5 protein-coding genes are annotated in these 14,596 nt (G+C 68.6%); 1 reads left to right on the forward strand and 4 read right to left on the reverse strand.

The window, feature by feature from the left end:
* Positions 1-93: 93 nt before the first annotated feature.
* Entirely contained in the window at positions 94-1,191 is a 1,098-nt protein-coding gene (gene cobT / locus RBJ75_RS10425; RefSeq protein WP_276156708.1) for a nicotinate-nucleotide--dimethylbenzimidazole phosphoribosyltransferase, read from the reverse strand.
* Positions 1,192-1,451: 260 nt separating this feature from the next.
* Here cobT and RBJ75_RS10430 point away from each other — a divergent pair, with 260 nt between their 5' ends.
* Positions 1,452-2,765, forward strand: coding sequence for a cobyrinate a,c-diamide synthase (locus RBJ75_RS10430; protein ID WP_044406625.1), 1,314 nt, complete (start codon positions 1,452-1,454; stop codon positions 2,763-2,765).
* Here RBJ75_RS10430 and RBJ75_RS10435 read toward each other — a convergent pair.
* The 3 genes from RBJ75_RS10435 to RBJ75_RS10445 all read right to left on the reverse strand — a co-directional run bounded on the left by RBJ75_RS10435 (position 2,755) and on the right by RBJ75_RS10445 (position 14,458).
* Positions 2,755-3,318 (reverse strand): histidine phosphatase family protein, encoded by a 564-nt coding sequence (locus RBJ75_RS10435; RefSeq protein ID WP_044406623.1) that lies wholly within the window; start codon positions 3,316-3,318, stop codon positions 2,755-2,757. The two genes, RBJ75_RS10430 and RBJ75_RS10435, sit on opposite strands and share 11 nt — an antisense overlap.
* Entirely contained in the window at positions 3,315-4,097 is a 783-nt protein-coding gene (cobS, locus tag RBJ75_RS10440) for an adenosylcobinamide-GDP ribazoletransferase (protein ID WP_044406630.1), read from the reverse strand. The genes RBJ75_RS10435 and cobS overlap by 4 nt, the downstream gene beginning before the upstream one ends.
* A 362-nt stretch (positions 4,098-4,459) precedes the next feature.
* Positions 4,460-14,458 carry a hypothetical protein gene (locus RBJ75_RS10445; protein ID WP_152647611.1) on the reverse strand — a complete coding sequence of 3,333 codons (9,999 nt, stop codon included), beginning with the start codon at positions 14,456-14,458 and terminating at the stop codon, positions 4,460-4,462.
* Positions 14,459-14,596 lie beyond the last annotated feature (138 nt).

The raw sequence follows: 14,596 nt of genomic DNA on the forward strand, positions 1-14,596 counted from the left end.
TGACGGCGGGCTCTGCCTATCGCACGCCGCAGCATCGGGGCGCGCGCTCAGGCGCCGATCGGCGCCTCGAAGCCGATTAGACGTCGGAAATGATCATCGCACAAGCCGCTTCGCCGATGCGGCGAGCTCGGCAGCGGGCAAGCCGCCCGGCAAGACTTCGATGAGGTCGGCCATCTCCAGAATGCCGACGGCGGCGCGGATCAGCGGCACCGCCATCACCGCGCCGGTGCCCTCGCCGAGCCGGAAGCCGAGATCGAGATAGGGCTCGGCGTCGAGCGCCTGCAGCAGCGCGGCGTGGCCGCGTTCGGCGGAGCGATGCGAGAACACGCAATAGTCGCGCGCCGCCGGCTGCAGCCGCACCGCGACCAGCGCCGCCGCAGCAGCAATGAAGCCGTCGATCACCACGGGGCGCCGGCGCGCGGCGGCGCCGAGCACGGCGCCCGCCATCATCGCAATATCGTAGCCGCCGAATTCGGCCAGTACGTCGAGCGGCGCGGTGGCGTTGCTGCGGCGGCTGGCGCGCTGCGCCACCGTGAGCTTGCGGGCGATGCCGGCGGCGTCGAGGCCAGCGCCGGCGCCGACGCAATCGGCCAGCGGCACCGAGGTCAGCCGGTGCATCAGCAACGCCGCCGAGGTGGTGTTGCCGATCCCCATCTCGCCGATCGCCACCACATCGGTGCCGGCATCGATCGAGGCGCCGACGATCGACGCTGCGGCCGCGATCGCTGCGCGGGCCTCCTCGATCGTCATCGCCGCTTCGCGCGTCGCATTGCGGCTGCCGCGGCGAATCTTGGCGTCGATCAGATCGGGCCGCGCCGGCATCTCGGAATCGATGCCGGCATCGACCACGCACAGCTCGACATTGGTGGCCCGCGCCAGCACATTGATTCCGGCGCGGCCGGCCAGATAGGTCTCGACCATCGCGCGGGTGACGCTGGCCGGATATAGCGACACGCCTTCCGCCGCCATGCCGTGATCGGCGGCGAACACGAACACCACGGCGCGCTCGGCGCGTGGCGGCAGCGGATGCCAGATCAGCCCGAGCTGGATCGCCAACTCCTCGAGCCGGCCGAGCGAGCCGCGCGGCTTGGCCTTGCCGTCGATCCGGGCGCGCAAGAGCTGCGCCGGCGCGCGATCGAGCGGCGCAATCGGCAAAGGAAACGGTTCGATCGACGGCGAATGGGACGGCATGGCGGTGCTCTGCGAGACGGGCGCGCGACGCTGGCGGGGGCGGATCAGGCCAAGGCGCGATTGATCAACCCTAGGAGCACGACCCTGGCGATCCCGCAAGCGCGAGCGCGCTATCCCATCGTGGGGGTTGCGTGAGCGCTGCGGCGCCTCGAGCGCCAGCGGTTGACAAGGCAAGGCCGGCCTTCCTATCAGTGCGGCGATCCGCCGACAGCGCGTGATGCGAATGCCGTCGCGGCCCAATGCGGAGAGCGCGCGTGACTATGACTTGCCCTCCGGGGCTGCTGATCGCCGCGCCTTCGACGCATAGCGGCAAGACCACCTTGACGCTGGCGCTGCTGGCGGCGCTGCGCCGCCGCGGCCGCATCGTGCAGCCCTATAAGAGCGGACCGGATTACATCGATCCCGCGTTTCACGCCGTGGCCGCCGGGCGGCCGTCCTATAATCTGGATTCCTGGGCGCAGCGCCGCGCGCGCATCGATGATTTGCTCGGTGCCGGCGCCGATGCGGATCTCTGCATCGCCGAGGGCGTGATGGGGCTGTTCGACGGCGTCGCCACCCAAGGCGCCTGGGGCAATGGCGCCAGCGCCGACATCGCCGCGGCCACCGGGTGGCCGGTGGTGCTGGTGCTGGATGTCGCCGGACAAGCGCAATCGGCCGCGGCAGTGGCGCTCGGCTTCAAACATTATCGCCACGACATCACCATCGCCGGGGTGATCCTCAACAAGGTCGCCAGCCCGCGCCATGCCGATCTGGTGCGCGCCGGCTTTGCTGACCACGGCATCACGGTGTTCGGCGCGATCGCCCGCGACAAGATGCTGGTGATGCCGGAGCGCCATCTCGGCCTGGTGCAGGCGCAGGAAGACGGCGCGCTCGCCGCACGGCTCGCGGCGATGGCCGATCTGGTCGAGCGCGACCTCGATCTCGACGCGCTGCAGGCGGCGGCGCGGCCGACCCTGCGGCTGCCTAATGCTGCGACGCCGCTGCTGCCGCCCGGCCAGCGCATCGCGCTGGCGCGTGACGCGGCGTTCTCCTTCGTCTATCCGCATCTGCTGGCCGGCTGGCGCGCCGCCGGCGCCGAGATCGTGCCGTTCTCGCCGCTCGCCGACGAGCCCCCCGACGATAGCTGCGACGTCGTCTGGCTGCCGGGCGGCTATCCCGAACTGCACGCCGGCCGGCTTGCCGCGGCGTCGCGCTTTGCCGCGGCGATGCGGGCCTTCGCGCAGACCAAGCCGGTGCATGGCGAGTGCGGCGGCTACATGACGCTGGGCGCCGGCCTGATCGACGCCGCGGGCACCCGTCACGCGATGCTCGGCCTGCTCGGGCTCGAGACCGATTTCGCGCAGCGTCGCCTGCATCTGGGCTATCGCACCGCGACCCTGCTGGCGCCGATTCCCGGCTGCGCCGCGGGCAGCGTGCTGCGCGGCCATGAATTCCATTACGCCAGCATAACCGCCCAGCCCGATCCGCCGCTGGCCGAGATCCGCGACGCGTCGGGCGCCGTGACGCCAGAAACCGGCGGACGCCGCGGCCATGTCACCGGCAGCTTTTTTCACATGGTCGATATCAGCGATTGACGCCGACCACGCGCCAGCTCTCCGCCAGCCGATCGATCCTGGTCACCGACAGCGGATCGATCACAAAGCGCAGCGCCGGCTCGGGCGCGAGCCCGAGCGCAATCGCCAGCGCCGCCCGGATCGTTCCGGAATGCACGACCAGTATCACGTCGCCGCCCGGCAGCGCGGCCAGTCCGTCGCGCACCCGCGCGATCTGATCGGCAAAGCTCTCGCCGCCGGGCGGCCGGTTGTCGGCCGGCGCCGACCAGAACGCCAGATAGGCGGCGCCCAATTCAGAGGCGAGGTCGTCATGGCGGCGGCCGGTCCAGGCGCCGAAATGCTGTTCGGCAAAGCGCGGATCGGCGACCGGCCGCAGCCCCAGCGCCGCGGCGGTCTGCATCGTGCGGCGGCTGGGGCTGGCGAATGACGGCGCCGCGGCTGGCAGCCGGGCACGTAGTGCCGCGAAGGCCGCGGCATCGCTCACGTCAGCGGGCGCGTCGGAATCATGGATCACGCCGCGCGGGCCAGCCACCGGCGCGTGGCGGACCAGCCAAAACCGCGCATCGTCACTCATGCCACCACCGCTGCCGACAATCGCGCTGCGAGCAGCACCAGCACCGCGGTCTCGGCGACCTGCTCGGCGGCGCCGAATACGTCGCCGGTCACGCCGCCGATCTGCCGCCATGCCAAAGCCGCGACCGCCGCCGCCCCGGCCGCGGTCAGCAGCAGCGCCAACAGCGCATTGGCCGTCGGCAGACAGATCAGCGCGATCACCACGGCGATCATCACGGCGGTGACGGCGCCGGCGGTTTCGGGCCGTCCTGCTCTCTTGCCGAGTCCGTCGGTCCGCGCATACGGCATGGTCGCCGCCAGCACCGGGATCGCCGCGCGCCCCAGCGCATGGGCGACGATCAGGCCGGGCACCACAGCCGCCGCCGGCAGGCTCGCCAGCGCCGCCCATCGGGTCGCAAAACCGACCAGCAGCGCGACGCTGCCATAGGTGCCGAGCCGGCTGTCGCGCATGATCGAAAGCTTGGCGGCGCGGTCGCGGCCGCCGCCAAACCCGTCGCCGACATCGGCCAGCCCGTCCTCATGCAGCGCGCCGGTGAGCGCCGCGCTAAAGCCCAGCGCAAGCGCGGCGGCGGCCAGCGGCGGCACGCCGAGCCTCAGCAACAGAACATCGACCAGACCGACCGCCAGACCGATCAGCGCGCCGACCAGCGGAAACACGCGTTGGGCGCGGCTCAGCGAAGGCGGCATCGCGCCGTCCGGATGCGGCACCGGCACCCGCGTCAGCATCCCGGTGGCGACGCGCAGATCCGCGATCCAATCCTGCAGGTGGCGGTTGATCATCAAGGACTCCGGCGCGAGATGGCTGCAGCCGCGCAGCATCACTGAGAATAAAACCTATGGGAGCCCAATCGATCTCGTCATTGCAAGGAGCTCTTCCGACGAAGCAATCCAGGTCTTGCTTACCGCCCTGGATTGCTTCGCCGTCGGACGGCGCTGCGCACCGCCCTCGGCTCGCAATGACGGAGTCAACCGGTTGATTCGATCATCCCTTGGTCAGTCTCTCAGCATGGCCGGGCGCGGCGCTCAACCCCGCAATGCGACGAACCGCGCGCGCCGTCGCATTTTCCAGAGTGGAGTCATTCCGGGTTCGCACACCTGCATGACAGCGCCGGGCATGTGGTCGGTCAATTCGGCCACATGCGCTATCCGGTCCACCAGCCGGGCTGGCCGTCCGGCACCGGGATTCGGACGTCGTCGAGCCGCGACAGCGCCACCTGCTGGTCGCTGGTCTGGGTGAACAGAGTCAGCAGCAGGCCGATGAAGGCGCCGGATTGGCTCGGATCGAAGCTGGCCTGCCAGTCGCGCAGCGCCGTGACCAGATCCTGCTTGAAGGTCGCGAGACTCGCCGGGTCCGACGGCGCCACCGTCAGGGCGATCTGCTGGTCGGCGAGGAAGATCGCCGAGCGGCTGAGCAATTGCTGATCCGGGCCGCCATCGGCGAGCGTATAGGCATAGCCGCCATTGACCAACAGCCGCATCGTCGCGGCTTCGACGCCGGGCACCGGCGGGCCATCGACGAAGGGTTGCAGCAACAGATCGACCGCCGCCGACAGCGTGGCGGCGCCGCTGCCGACGATGATCGGCGTGGTGACTTCCAGCGCCGGGCCGATCGGGTCCTTCAGCTCGGTCCAGGGCGTGGTGTAGACGAAGCCGGGATCGACGCTGGTGCCGGCCGGCATGCCGGGCGGCACCAGATTGGCGTTGCGCACCACATTGGCCATCACATGGGCGCTCTGCCCCGCCACCATGAACAGTTCGGCCAGCGCAAACGCCAGACTGGCCGGCACCTCGCCCGATCCGATGCGCTTGTAGACCGCCTTCGACTCGCTGCCCGACGGCGTGGTGTAGCCTTCGATGCTCGGCCAGGGCGGCAGCGTGCCGGACTCGTCGATGCTCCGCGTCACCGTGAGGTCGGGCCGGGTGCTGAAATCCACCACATAGCGCCAGGTGGCGCGCGGCACGCTCGCCGTCGTGGTGGCGCGTTGCAGCCGCTTGGTCAGCCGCGTCGCGCGGGCGCCGAGATGCCCCGCGATCCAGCTCGCCCAGGTCAAGGCGACGCCGCCGATCAACTCGTCGAAGCGTTGCAGCGCCTTGCGCGGCACGACCGGATCGGCGCCGTCGAAGGCGGCCGCCGGCACCTCGGCGAGGTGCGGCGATATCTGCGGATATTCGAAGGCAAAGCGCGCCAGCGCCTCGAACAGATCGGCCGGCGGCGGACGCGGCGGGTCGTCGCCGCCGACATTGGCATGCAGCGACCGCGTCGCCCGCGCCATCTGGCCGGCGAGCGGCGGATCGTTGAGCAACACCAGCAGGGTCAGCTCGTCCTGCGCCGCGCTCGGCGCCGACACCGTGAAGCTATAGGCCCATAGCAGCGCCTCGGCGATGCTGACAATGTCGGAGGACACAGCGACGGCCTGGCTGGAAATCACCGGCATCGCCGGATAGGAGCGCAGCGGCACCGGAATCGCATTGCGGCCGGTGGCGAAATTCAGCGCCGGCTTGGCTGTGTCGGCCGGCAGATAGGCCGGCACGATGAAGCTCAGCCAGGACGACGGCTCGTAGCCATAGCGTTTGCGGTCCGGCTCGAAATCGTGCTCGAGGAACGACACGTCGTAGTCGGTGTGCAGATCGAGATAGGCCGCAGCAGCGGGGTTGCGCGCCGACGCCAGATAGATCAGCGGCTCGGCGCCATCCGCCAGCGTCAGATTGGCCGAGGACAGCGTGAAGGCCTGCCGCGCCGCCGCCGACAGGCTGGGATCGCTGACCTTGCCGAATAGTTGCGGCGGCGCGCTCGGCTCATCGGTGCCGGCCAGCGCCACGGTTGCGGGAATCTGCACCACCGAGGCCAGCGCGTAGTCCGTGGTCAGGGTTTGCAGCAGCGCCTGACGGAAGCGCTCGACCGCGTCGCCGATCTGCGCGCTCTGCCCGGGGATCTGCAACACCGCGGCCAGACCGGTTGCGATCTGATCGGCCAGCGATTGCTTGTTCGCGGCGAGATCGGCGTAGCGGGCGGCATCGAGCGTGGCGGTCGCGGTCGCCATCAGCGGCTCGAAGACCGCGTCGACGGCGGCGAGGAACTGGGCGCCCCAGACATCCATGTCGATGCCGGTGAACAGATGATCCTGATCGGCGATCACGTCGCGGCCGGTGCCGGTCCAGGTCGCCGCATAGACCCGCACCTTGACGATCTCGGTGATCAGGATGGTCGACAGCGGCAAGGGCGAACAGCACAGCGGCAGATCCGCCGCGGCCGGCGTGGCAGCCGCATTGGGGAACGTCACCGCGATGCCAGCGCCGGCGCCGACCCGGACGCACCATAGCGGCGCCAGCGCCTTGGTCGGCGCGGCGTCGACCGCCGCCGCCCGCACGGCGCCGAGTTTGGCCACCCGCTTGGCGCGCGCCTGGGCATTGCTGGCGGCGACTCCTTCGGCCAGTTTCAACTGGGTACTGCCGCCGTCGAAGCCATACCAGGCGGATTCGAACGCCTGGGCGAAGGCGCTGAGCTGCATGTCCGGTCCGTCCGTCGTCGCGCCCTGCGTCGCCAGCGACACCGCCGCGGCGATCCGCGAATTGATGCGCTCAACGCCGGGCATAGCCGCAGCGATCGCCGGCACCACGGTGTCGGCGGCGCGCGCGAACACCAGATCGACCGTCAGTTCGAAAATATCGGACGGCAATTGGCCGACATAGTCCTTCTGCAGCGAAAACTCCGCCAGCAGCGGATCGGGCACCGGCGGCTTGTTGCCGGCGATGGCGCTGACCAGATAGCCGATGATGGTTTGCACATAGGCGGTGAGCACCGCGCGCAGCGCCTCACCATCCTTGGTCTGCGCCAGGGGCGCCGCCGACAGGATCGTCTCGAGCTGGATCGCGGCGCCCGGATTGCCGACCTGCAGCGGATCGCTGAGCTGATCGTAGATCTGCTGATAGGCGCCCAGCGCGTCGCCGAGCGCGACCGGATCATCGGCCGACAACGCGCCGGCGCCGAGATCGGCTGGATTGAATGTCAGCTGCAAGGTCATGGCGACGTCGCCGCTGCCGGCGGCGAAGGCGTAGTAGGAGCGAAGCCCCGGCCAGGCCTCCACCCCGAGCAGCGCGTCATTGTAGACAAAGGGCACGCCCAGATTGTTGTCGCCGGGCAGCGCGTTGCCGTAGATGTCCAATAGCTGGATCGAGAACCCGACCGTGGCGCCGATCCCCGCATAGCGGTTGCTCTGGCCGAGCAAGGCCGCCACCGCGACGCTGTTGGTGAAGATCCAGTCGGCGTCGCGCTCGGCCTGGTTGGGGCCGATCGGCAGGCTCCAATTGGTCGGCAGGCTGACGGCGCCGCCGACCAATGCGGCGACCCGCGGCGTGGCCGCCTCGATCGACACCACGCGATATTGCAGCAGGCTGTACAGCGCCTCCGCATAGGCGGCCTGCTGCTGCGGCGTCGGCGTCGCTCCCAGGCCGGGCGTCGCCGGCGGCGCCGGCCAATCGATCGAGAAGCCGACGCTGCCGGCCAGACTGGCCGGCGTGGTCGTGACCCAGTCGCCGCTCGCGTCCGACACCGTCGCCGCCACCGCGCCCTTGGCGTTGTCCGGAACCGCGTCGAGCACGAAGCAATTGCTCCAGGGCTGCAATGCGGAGGTGGCGCCGACCGGCGCGAATTGCGCCAGCAGCGCGATCTGCGCGTCGCCATTGCGGAAGGCGTCGTCCGGCACGTCGTCGATATGCAGGTAGAAGCCGTCGGCATTGACCACCGACACTTCCCAGACCAGCTGCGCGAAGGCGTCGGCATCGGCCAGCGTCGCCGAGCTCGGCGGCAGCGCCGCCGCGGCGCGCAGCATCGGCGTGGCGTCGGCCATCAGCGTCGGCGGCTCGTTCAAGGTCGACAGATTGGCCTTGGCCAGCACGATGGCGTCCTGCTTGGTCGCCGTCGCGTAGCTGCTGGCGCCGCTGCCGAGCAGCATGGTCAGCGTCGCGCCCGACGCCGCGCCGGCATCGATCAACTCGTCGAGCAACTCACGGGTGGAATCGTCGGTGCCGATCAACCGGAACACATTGCTCAACGGCGTGCTCTGGCCCTGCGGAACGATCCGGCGCAGCCCCAGCGGCACCAGCAGCGCCGCGCTCGCGGCCAGCGCAATCGGCGCGGCATCGCCGGGCAATTGCGCCAGCGCCGCCACCGCGCCGCTGCCACCGCCGGCGTAGAACAATGCGAGCCGGCTCATCAGCACGTCGGAGATCGGGCGCAGATTGCCGACCTGGCTGTCGGCCTTGGTCCAGGCATAGGTCCGCGGCAGATAGAACGGGCACGGCTGGGTGGCCAGCGGCGGTAGTGCGACGAAGCCGCCGCCGGCGCCGAGCCAGCTCGGCTGCACCATGGTATCGAGCACCAGCCCTGCCCCGAGATCGTCCGCCACCGATTGGCCCTTGCCGTCGGCGCCGAACACGATCCAGCTTGCGGCGGCGCCTTGGCCCGGCGCGTAGCCCAGCGTGAAGCCGGTGATCCATTTGCCGCTTTGCTGCGCCAGCGCGACCTGCTGCCCGGTGAGCTGGTACACGCCGGTCAGCTCACTGCCGAACGGCACGCTGCCCGGAACCGGCAGCCGCAACCCGTATAAGGCAAAGCGCGACATGAAGCCGGCGAGCTTGGCGAAGCCGGCCGGCCCCAGCAGCGTCAGCGCTTCGTCGAAACTCAGATCGGGATCGGCCTCGGCGATGTCGTCGAGATTGGAGATCAGCTGCTTGGCCAGCAGCACGATCATGTCGCCGCACACCAGCCCCGCCGCCGAGGTCGGAAAGTCCGACGTCGCCGCCGCCTTCATCGCCGCCTGGTGCAATTGCAGACCTTGCGCCAGCTGGTTGAAATATTTCTGCAACTGCTCGGCATAATCGGCCGGCAGCGGCGGCGCGTCGAACGCGATCTGCGCGCCGTTATAGCTCAGCGCCAGCTGCGGCAGCATCGGGAAGAAGGCAAAGTCTGCCGCCTCGGTCAGGTTGGCCTGCGGCAGAATCTTGAATTTCAGGCTCGACAGAAAGTCGCCGACCGCGCCGTCGAAGGTGCCGTCATCGAGCCGCAGCGTGATCGCCGCCAATTGCTCGGTCAGCGTCGTGCCGGCGCCATAGGCCTGCAGCAGATATTGCGCCAGGCTGGTGACCAGATTGGCGAAATCGTCGGGATCCTGCGACTCCGGCTCGAGCTGGATCGCCAGCCCCGCCACCGCCTGCGGCGCCGCCGCGCTGGTGCTGTTGATCACCGCCGGCTGCACGGTGAAATACAGCGTCAGTTCGACCGGCGCCGCGGCGACATCCGCCGCCGCGAAGCGCGCGGCGACCTGCGGATGGATCTGCTTGCGCAGCCGCGGAGCCAGGACCGGCTGCGGTCGAGACTCCACCATTCGCGCGGTGATCGGGGTCGGGCCAAACATCTGCGCCGGCGGACCGCTGCCGATCTTGAGCGGCGGCAGCACGTCGATATCGGCGTCGAAGCTGAACGAGATCCGGATGAAGACGATGTGGAACGAGACATAGATCGAGACCCGGAACGCGAAGCGGATGATAGTGGTATGCGCGGTCTCATAGGCGACCTGGAGTACCAGCGTGGCGCTGATCGAGATCGAGGCCGAGATGATCTTGAGATCGATCGAACCGCTGAAATAGGCCTCTAGGCCCAATTGCCCGGCGAACCATTTATATTCGACGCCGGCTTCGTCCAGCGTGCCGTGGGTCGAGGCCAAGAATCCCTCGAAGGTCACGAAGGCGATCAGGCCGGCATTCAGGGACATCGGCCCCTTCTGGAAATCCTTGTTGATGCCAAATGACAGGCCGAGCCCGAAGCGCCAGATGATCGCGAAATTGTCGCCGAGCTCGCCGGGCGCGTCGGCCGAGCGCAGCTTCGCCAGATACAGCCCGCCGGCGGCGCGCAGCGGCACGCCCTCGATCGAGAATTGCACCGCGAATGGTTGCGTCAGGCCGATGCCGTCCGGCGTGAACGGCCAGCCGATATCGATGCGGAAATCATTGTTGGTGTAGATGATCAGCCCGACGGTCGGCAGCAAGATCTGGTAATCGTCGGTGCCGATCGGCTTGGTCCAGGTGAACGAGCCCGACCAGGCGCCGAGATTGTCGCTGATGCGGCGATAGGCGATCTCCAGCACGAAGCCGCGCAGGCTGCTGAGGATGCCCTTCTTCTTCGGCGGCTCGTCGTCGACCCGCAACACGGCGCCACCGGCCGATGTCGGCTTCGGCGGCTCCGGCTCCGCGGCGATCGACAACCGCGCGCCATAGACGAACGGATCGGAGAACACGAACTGGAAGCTGACCGGGGTGAATTCGAGATCGACCGCGACGGTGACGCCGGCGGCCGGATCATAGCTCACCGGAATCATCACGCTGCCGGCGACGATATCGTCGAGCGCTGCCTTGGTCGACAGCGGCACCTGCGACAGCATGTTGATGATGATCGGAATCACGTCGTTGGACTGGACATCGTAATTGACCTTGATGCCGGCCACCACATAGACCGCCGGCACCACGCTCAGCGCCGGCGTCGTCGTGCTCAGCTGCGCCTGCGCTGGCGGCGTCGAAAGGTCGGGCTCGCCGAAGAACCACGCCAGGTTGACGCCGCCGTCACCCTCATCACCGCCCTCGCCGCCCGGAATGCCGAAGAAGGTCAGCGACCGCTCGCCGGTCGAGGGGATGTAGAGCGGAAACGCGCCGAGCGCGAACAGCACGTTGCGCAGCACCAAGACGTAGACGTAGCTCTTGTCCAGCAGCGGCCGCAACAATTCCACCGCGCCGTATTGGGTCGGCAACACGCCTTGCAGATGGAAGGTGCCGTCGTGCATCGAGGCCGGCGGCGCCAGCAGCAGCCCGACCTTGTCGGATTGGGCCGTCGTCGCCCCCGGCACCCAGCCCAGCATCAGCCGGCCGTCGAGTGGCGCCGCAGTGGTGAGCGCCCCCATGGTGCCCATCATCACTTGCAGCTCGATCGCGAAACTCGGGCTGACGCCGTCAAGCCCGGTGCCGGTGACCAGCACGGCTTTCAACGCGGCCTGATCCGGCGCCTGGCTGAAGCCGAGCATCTTCAGCGGCAGCGTCGCCATCAGGCTCTGCTGCCGCGGCGTGCTGGCGGCGGGATCGAGCAACAACCCGTCGAGATGCAGCGCGATGGCCGGCGGCGGGGTCAGGCCCTGGGCGGGGATCTGGCTGAGCAGCCGGAAGCCGTAGCCGGTATAGCCGAGCCCGCCGGCATAGTCCGCATCGAGGCCGTAGGAGAACAGATCGATCGGCACCGGGGAAATGCCGGGCTGGGTGGTGAAGCCGAGCGCGCCGTCCAGCGTGAAGCCGGCGATCAGGGTGGTGGCGCCGGCGTCCTGGCTTTCCGACACCGGCGCCAGCCCGGCGCTGTCCACGGTCAACGCCGCCAGCGCCCGATAGGCGCCGCCGTCGACCGGGAAGCTGAAGACGCGCTGCTCGCTGGTGACGAACACCACCGAGGTCTGGCCGTCGCGCAATTGCAGCGCGCCGTCGATGACGATGGTGTTGGTGGCTGGAAAATCGTTCTGTCCCGCGACCGTCAATTTGGTCGGATCGCCGAACAGCGCCGCCAGCGAATAGGCGATCCGGGATTCGAACTGCTTGATCAGGCTGTTGGCGAACAGCGCCTTGAGCGACAGGGTCTGGAAGTCGAGCGCCGTGGTCGGGGTCTCGAAGCCGTAATCGTAATAGATCAGCCCAAACAGCGAGGAGTGCTGCAGCGTCTCCTCCACCGTCGCGGCCTGTTTCGGCGCATTGGTGGTGATGCCGAAATGATGGCAACATAGCGGTTTGCTGGAGCGCATACCGCATAACAGCATAGCGATGTCGGGCGGCAGATGCTGCAATTGCAGCGGCGCGTCGAGCGCCAGAATGCCGGTCCAATTGACGTCGGTGACGCGGGCCAGGAAGTCGGCGAAGTAATCATAGCCGCCGGTGGCGCGCGCCTCGTCGCTATTGGCCTGCGCCTGCTTGATGTAGGCGAGGATCTGGGCGGAGATCGTCGCGGCCCGGCCGACGCCGACAAACAGATCCGGATCGGTCCAGCCCGACGGGTCCGCCGCCAGCTCGACGAAGGAGCGGCCCTTCGCCAGCTTGAACACCAGCACGCAATTGAGGTCGAGCCTCGGCCCGGTGTCGGCGTTCGACACCGCGATCTCGATCGGATATTCGCCGAGCTGCAGAACATTGTCGAATGCGCCCAGATAGGTCGGATCGGCCGCCACCAGAAAGGCGGACGGATTCATCAGCGCGGTCGACAGATAGGGGCTGACCACGTCGAACGGCCCGACACCGCCGGGGCAGCTCGAGGGCGTGGTGCCGTGCATGAAGCGCAGCAATTGCGCCGGGATCTGCGGGCTGCGCGCCAGCAGCAATTGCTGCCAGCTGCCGGCCGGCGTCGCGGACTCCATCGCGCCGGCATTGAGGCCAACCAGCAGGCCTTGCGGGGTCTGCACGAAGCCGCCGCTCAGCGCCTCGAGCGTCGCCATATCGAAGAACAGCGGGCCGAGGCAGCGATCCGCCGCGACCGCGTCGAACCGCGCCGGCGACAGCACCGCGGTCTCGAACCCGGTGAAGGTCGCGGCGACGATATCGGGATTGGGATTGGCGATGCTCTGATCGGAGTAATAGACATAGCCATAGGGCGCCAGCGGCAGGATTTGGCCGGCCGCGACCTGCGACAGATCCGCGATCCGCGCGCCCACGGCGATCGGAAACGGCTCGCCGGACGGCGCGGCGCTTTGATAGTACACGGTGTCCACCGCCTGCGCGCAAAAACTCTGCTTGATGTAGCCCGGAAAGGTGGTGGCGCTGTCGGGGCCAGGGATCACCTGAATCCAATTGGTGGTGAAGGCATCGGACAGCAGCGCGGTGTCGCCCTGCCCCGGTTCGACCGGGGTGTCGAGCGGCGGATAGCGCGTCGCATAGGCCGGCCGCGTGCCCTGGAAATCGAGCAGGTCATGGTCGGCCAGCAGCAGGAATTCGCTGCCGAAAATGCCGCACATCAGCGCCAGCGGATCGTTGGCGATCGGCGTCTGCGCCGCGACATCCAATAGCGGCGTGCGGGTGAGCTGATAACGTCCGGCGGGCGTCAGATAGGCAGCCTGCGTCGCACCGGCGCCGGGGCGCAGCGCCAGGCCGAATCCCGCGTCCGATTGCGGCTGCAAGTACAGCGCCGCGCCGGCGGTGCTGCGCAACGCGGCGCTGACCGGCAGCACCGGCCCGGTGCCGCCATATTGCGACAGATCGAACGCAAAGCGGGTGCGCACGCAATCCGTCGGCCGCAGCGGATCGATGGTGACCAGCATCGGCAATTGCGCGGCGATAGGCGCCCGCGGATCCGGGAACGAGCCGAGCATCACCGGAAAGCGCAGCCGGGTCGGCGCGCTCGCCGCGCCACAGAAATAGCGGATCTCGGCCGAGGCCGGTGGGCTTTCGCTGTCGTCCTCGGGCGCGAACAGCGCGAAGAAGCTGCCGCGATCGGGGGCAAAACCGAAGCTGAACGCGCCGAGCGACGCGCCCGCAAAGGGGATCAGCACCGGCCGATCATTCGGCAGCGCCAACGACGCCTGCCCCGCCCCTTGCCGCTGTAACACCAGGCCGCTGGCGCCGCTGACATTGGGTATCAGCGACAGTCCCGGCGGGGTGCCGTCGAATGACGGCGCGACTTCCAGCTCGGCGCTGATCTGCAGCGACAGATTGACGAAGGTCACGGCGGAATTGCCCTTGATCCGCCCGCTGCCGGCGCCGAGTGATTTGGCGATGGTCAGGATCTGCGCCTTGGCGATCGCCGCCGGATTGGGATCATCCGCCCACACCAGCCATTGCAGGCCGGGCGATTGCGGCTGCAGCCGTGCATTCACCGCCGCCACCGTGGCCTTGGCGTCGGCGACGCTGGCACCGGGGGCCACGAACACAAAGCCGCCGGAATAATCCGACCAGGCCGTGTCGGCGGTCAGCATCGACGGAAATTGCGCCGGATCGCCGACCAGCACGTAATACAAAGTGGGCGCCGTCAGCGGCGTGGCGCCGTCCGCCAGATATAGCGGAACGCCCGGCTGCAGCAACGAAAAGCCGGGACCAGAGCCAGACCTATCAGCACGAGGTTGTTTCGCCATGATGGCACCTCTTCCATGCCGTTCTCGATATGCGACCGCGCCGATCGCCCGGTTATCACGATCGGGACCTGTCGCGACTCCAGAGCAATTCCGGTTCTGATAGATCAGAACCGAAGCTCTGGATTCTTGTCTGACGCG

Source organism: Rhodopseudomonas sp. BAL398 (assembly GCF_033001325.1).
Classification (GTDB): Bacteria; Pseudomonadota; Alphaproteobacteria; order Rhizobiales; family Xanthobacteraceae; genus JARJEH01.

Excerpts from the sequence above, each read along its gene's own strand:
- cobT (WP_276156708.1), bottom strand. The coding sequence starts at position 1,191 with ATGCCGTCCCATTCGCCGTCGATCGAACCGTTTCCTTTGCCGATTGCG.
- RBJ75_RS10430 (WP_044406625.1), top strand. The coding sequence starts at position 1,452 with ATGACTTGCCCTCCGGGGCTGCTGATCGCCGCGCCTTCGACGCATAGC.
- RBJ75_RS10435 (WP_044406623.1), bottom strand. The coding sequence starts at position 3,318 with ATGAGTGACGATGCGCGGTTTTGGCTGGTCCGCCACGCGCCGGTGGCT.
- cobS (WP_044406630.1), bottom strand. The coding sequence starts at position 4,097 with ATGATCAACCGCCACCTGCAGGATTGGATCGCGGATCTGCGCGTCGCC.
- RBJ75_RS10445 (WP_152647611.1), bottom strand. The coding sequence starts at position 14,458 with ATGGCGAAACAACCTCGTGCTGATAGGTCTGGCTCTGGTCCCGGCTTT.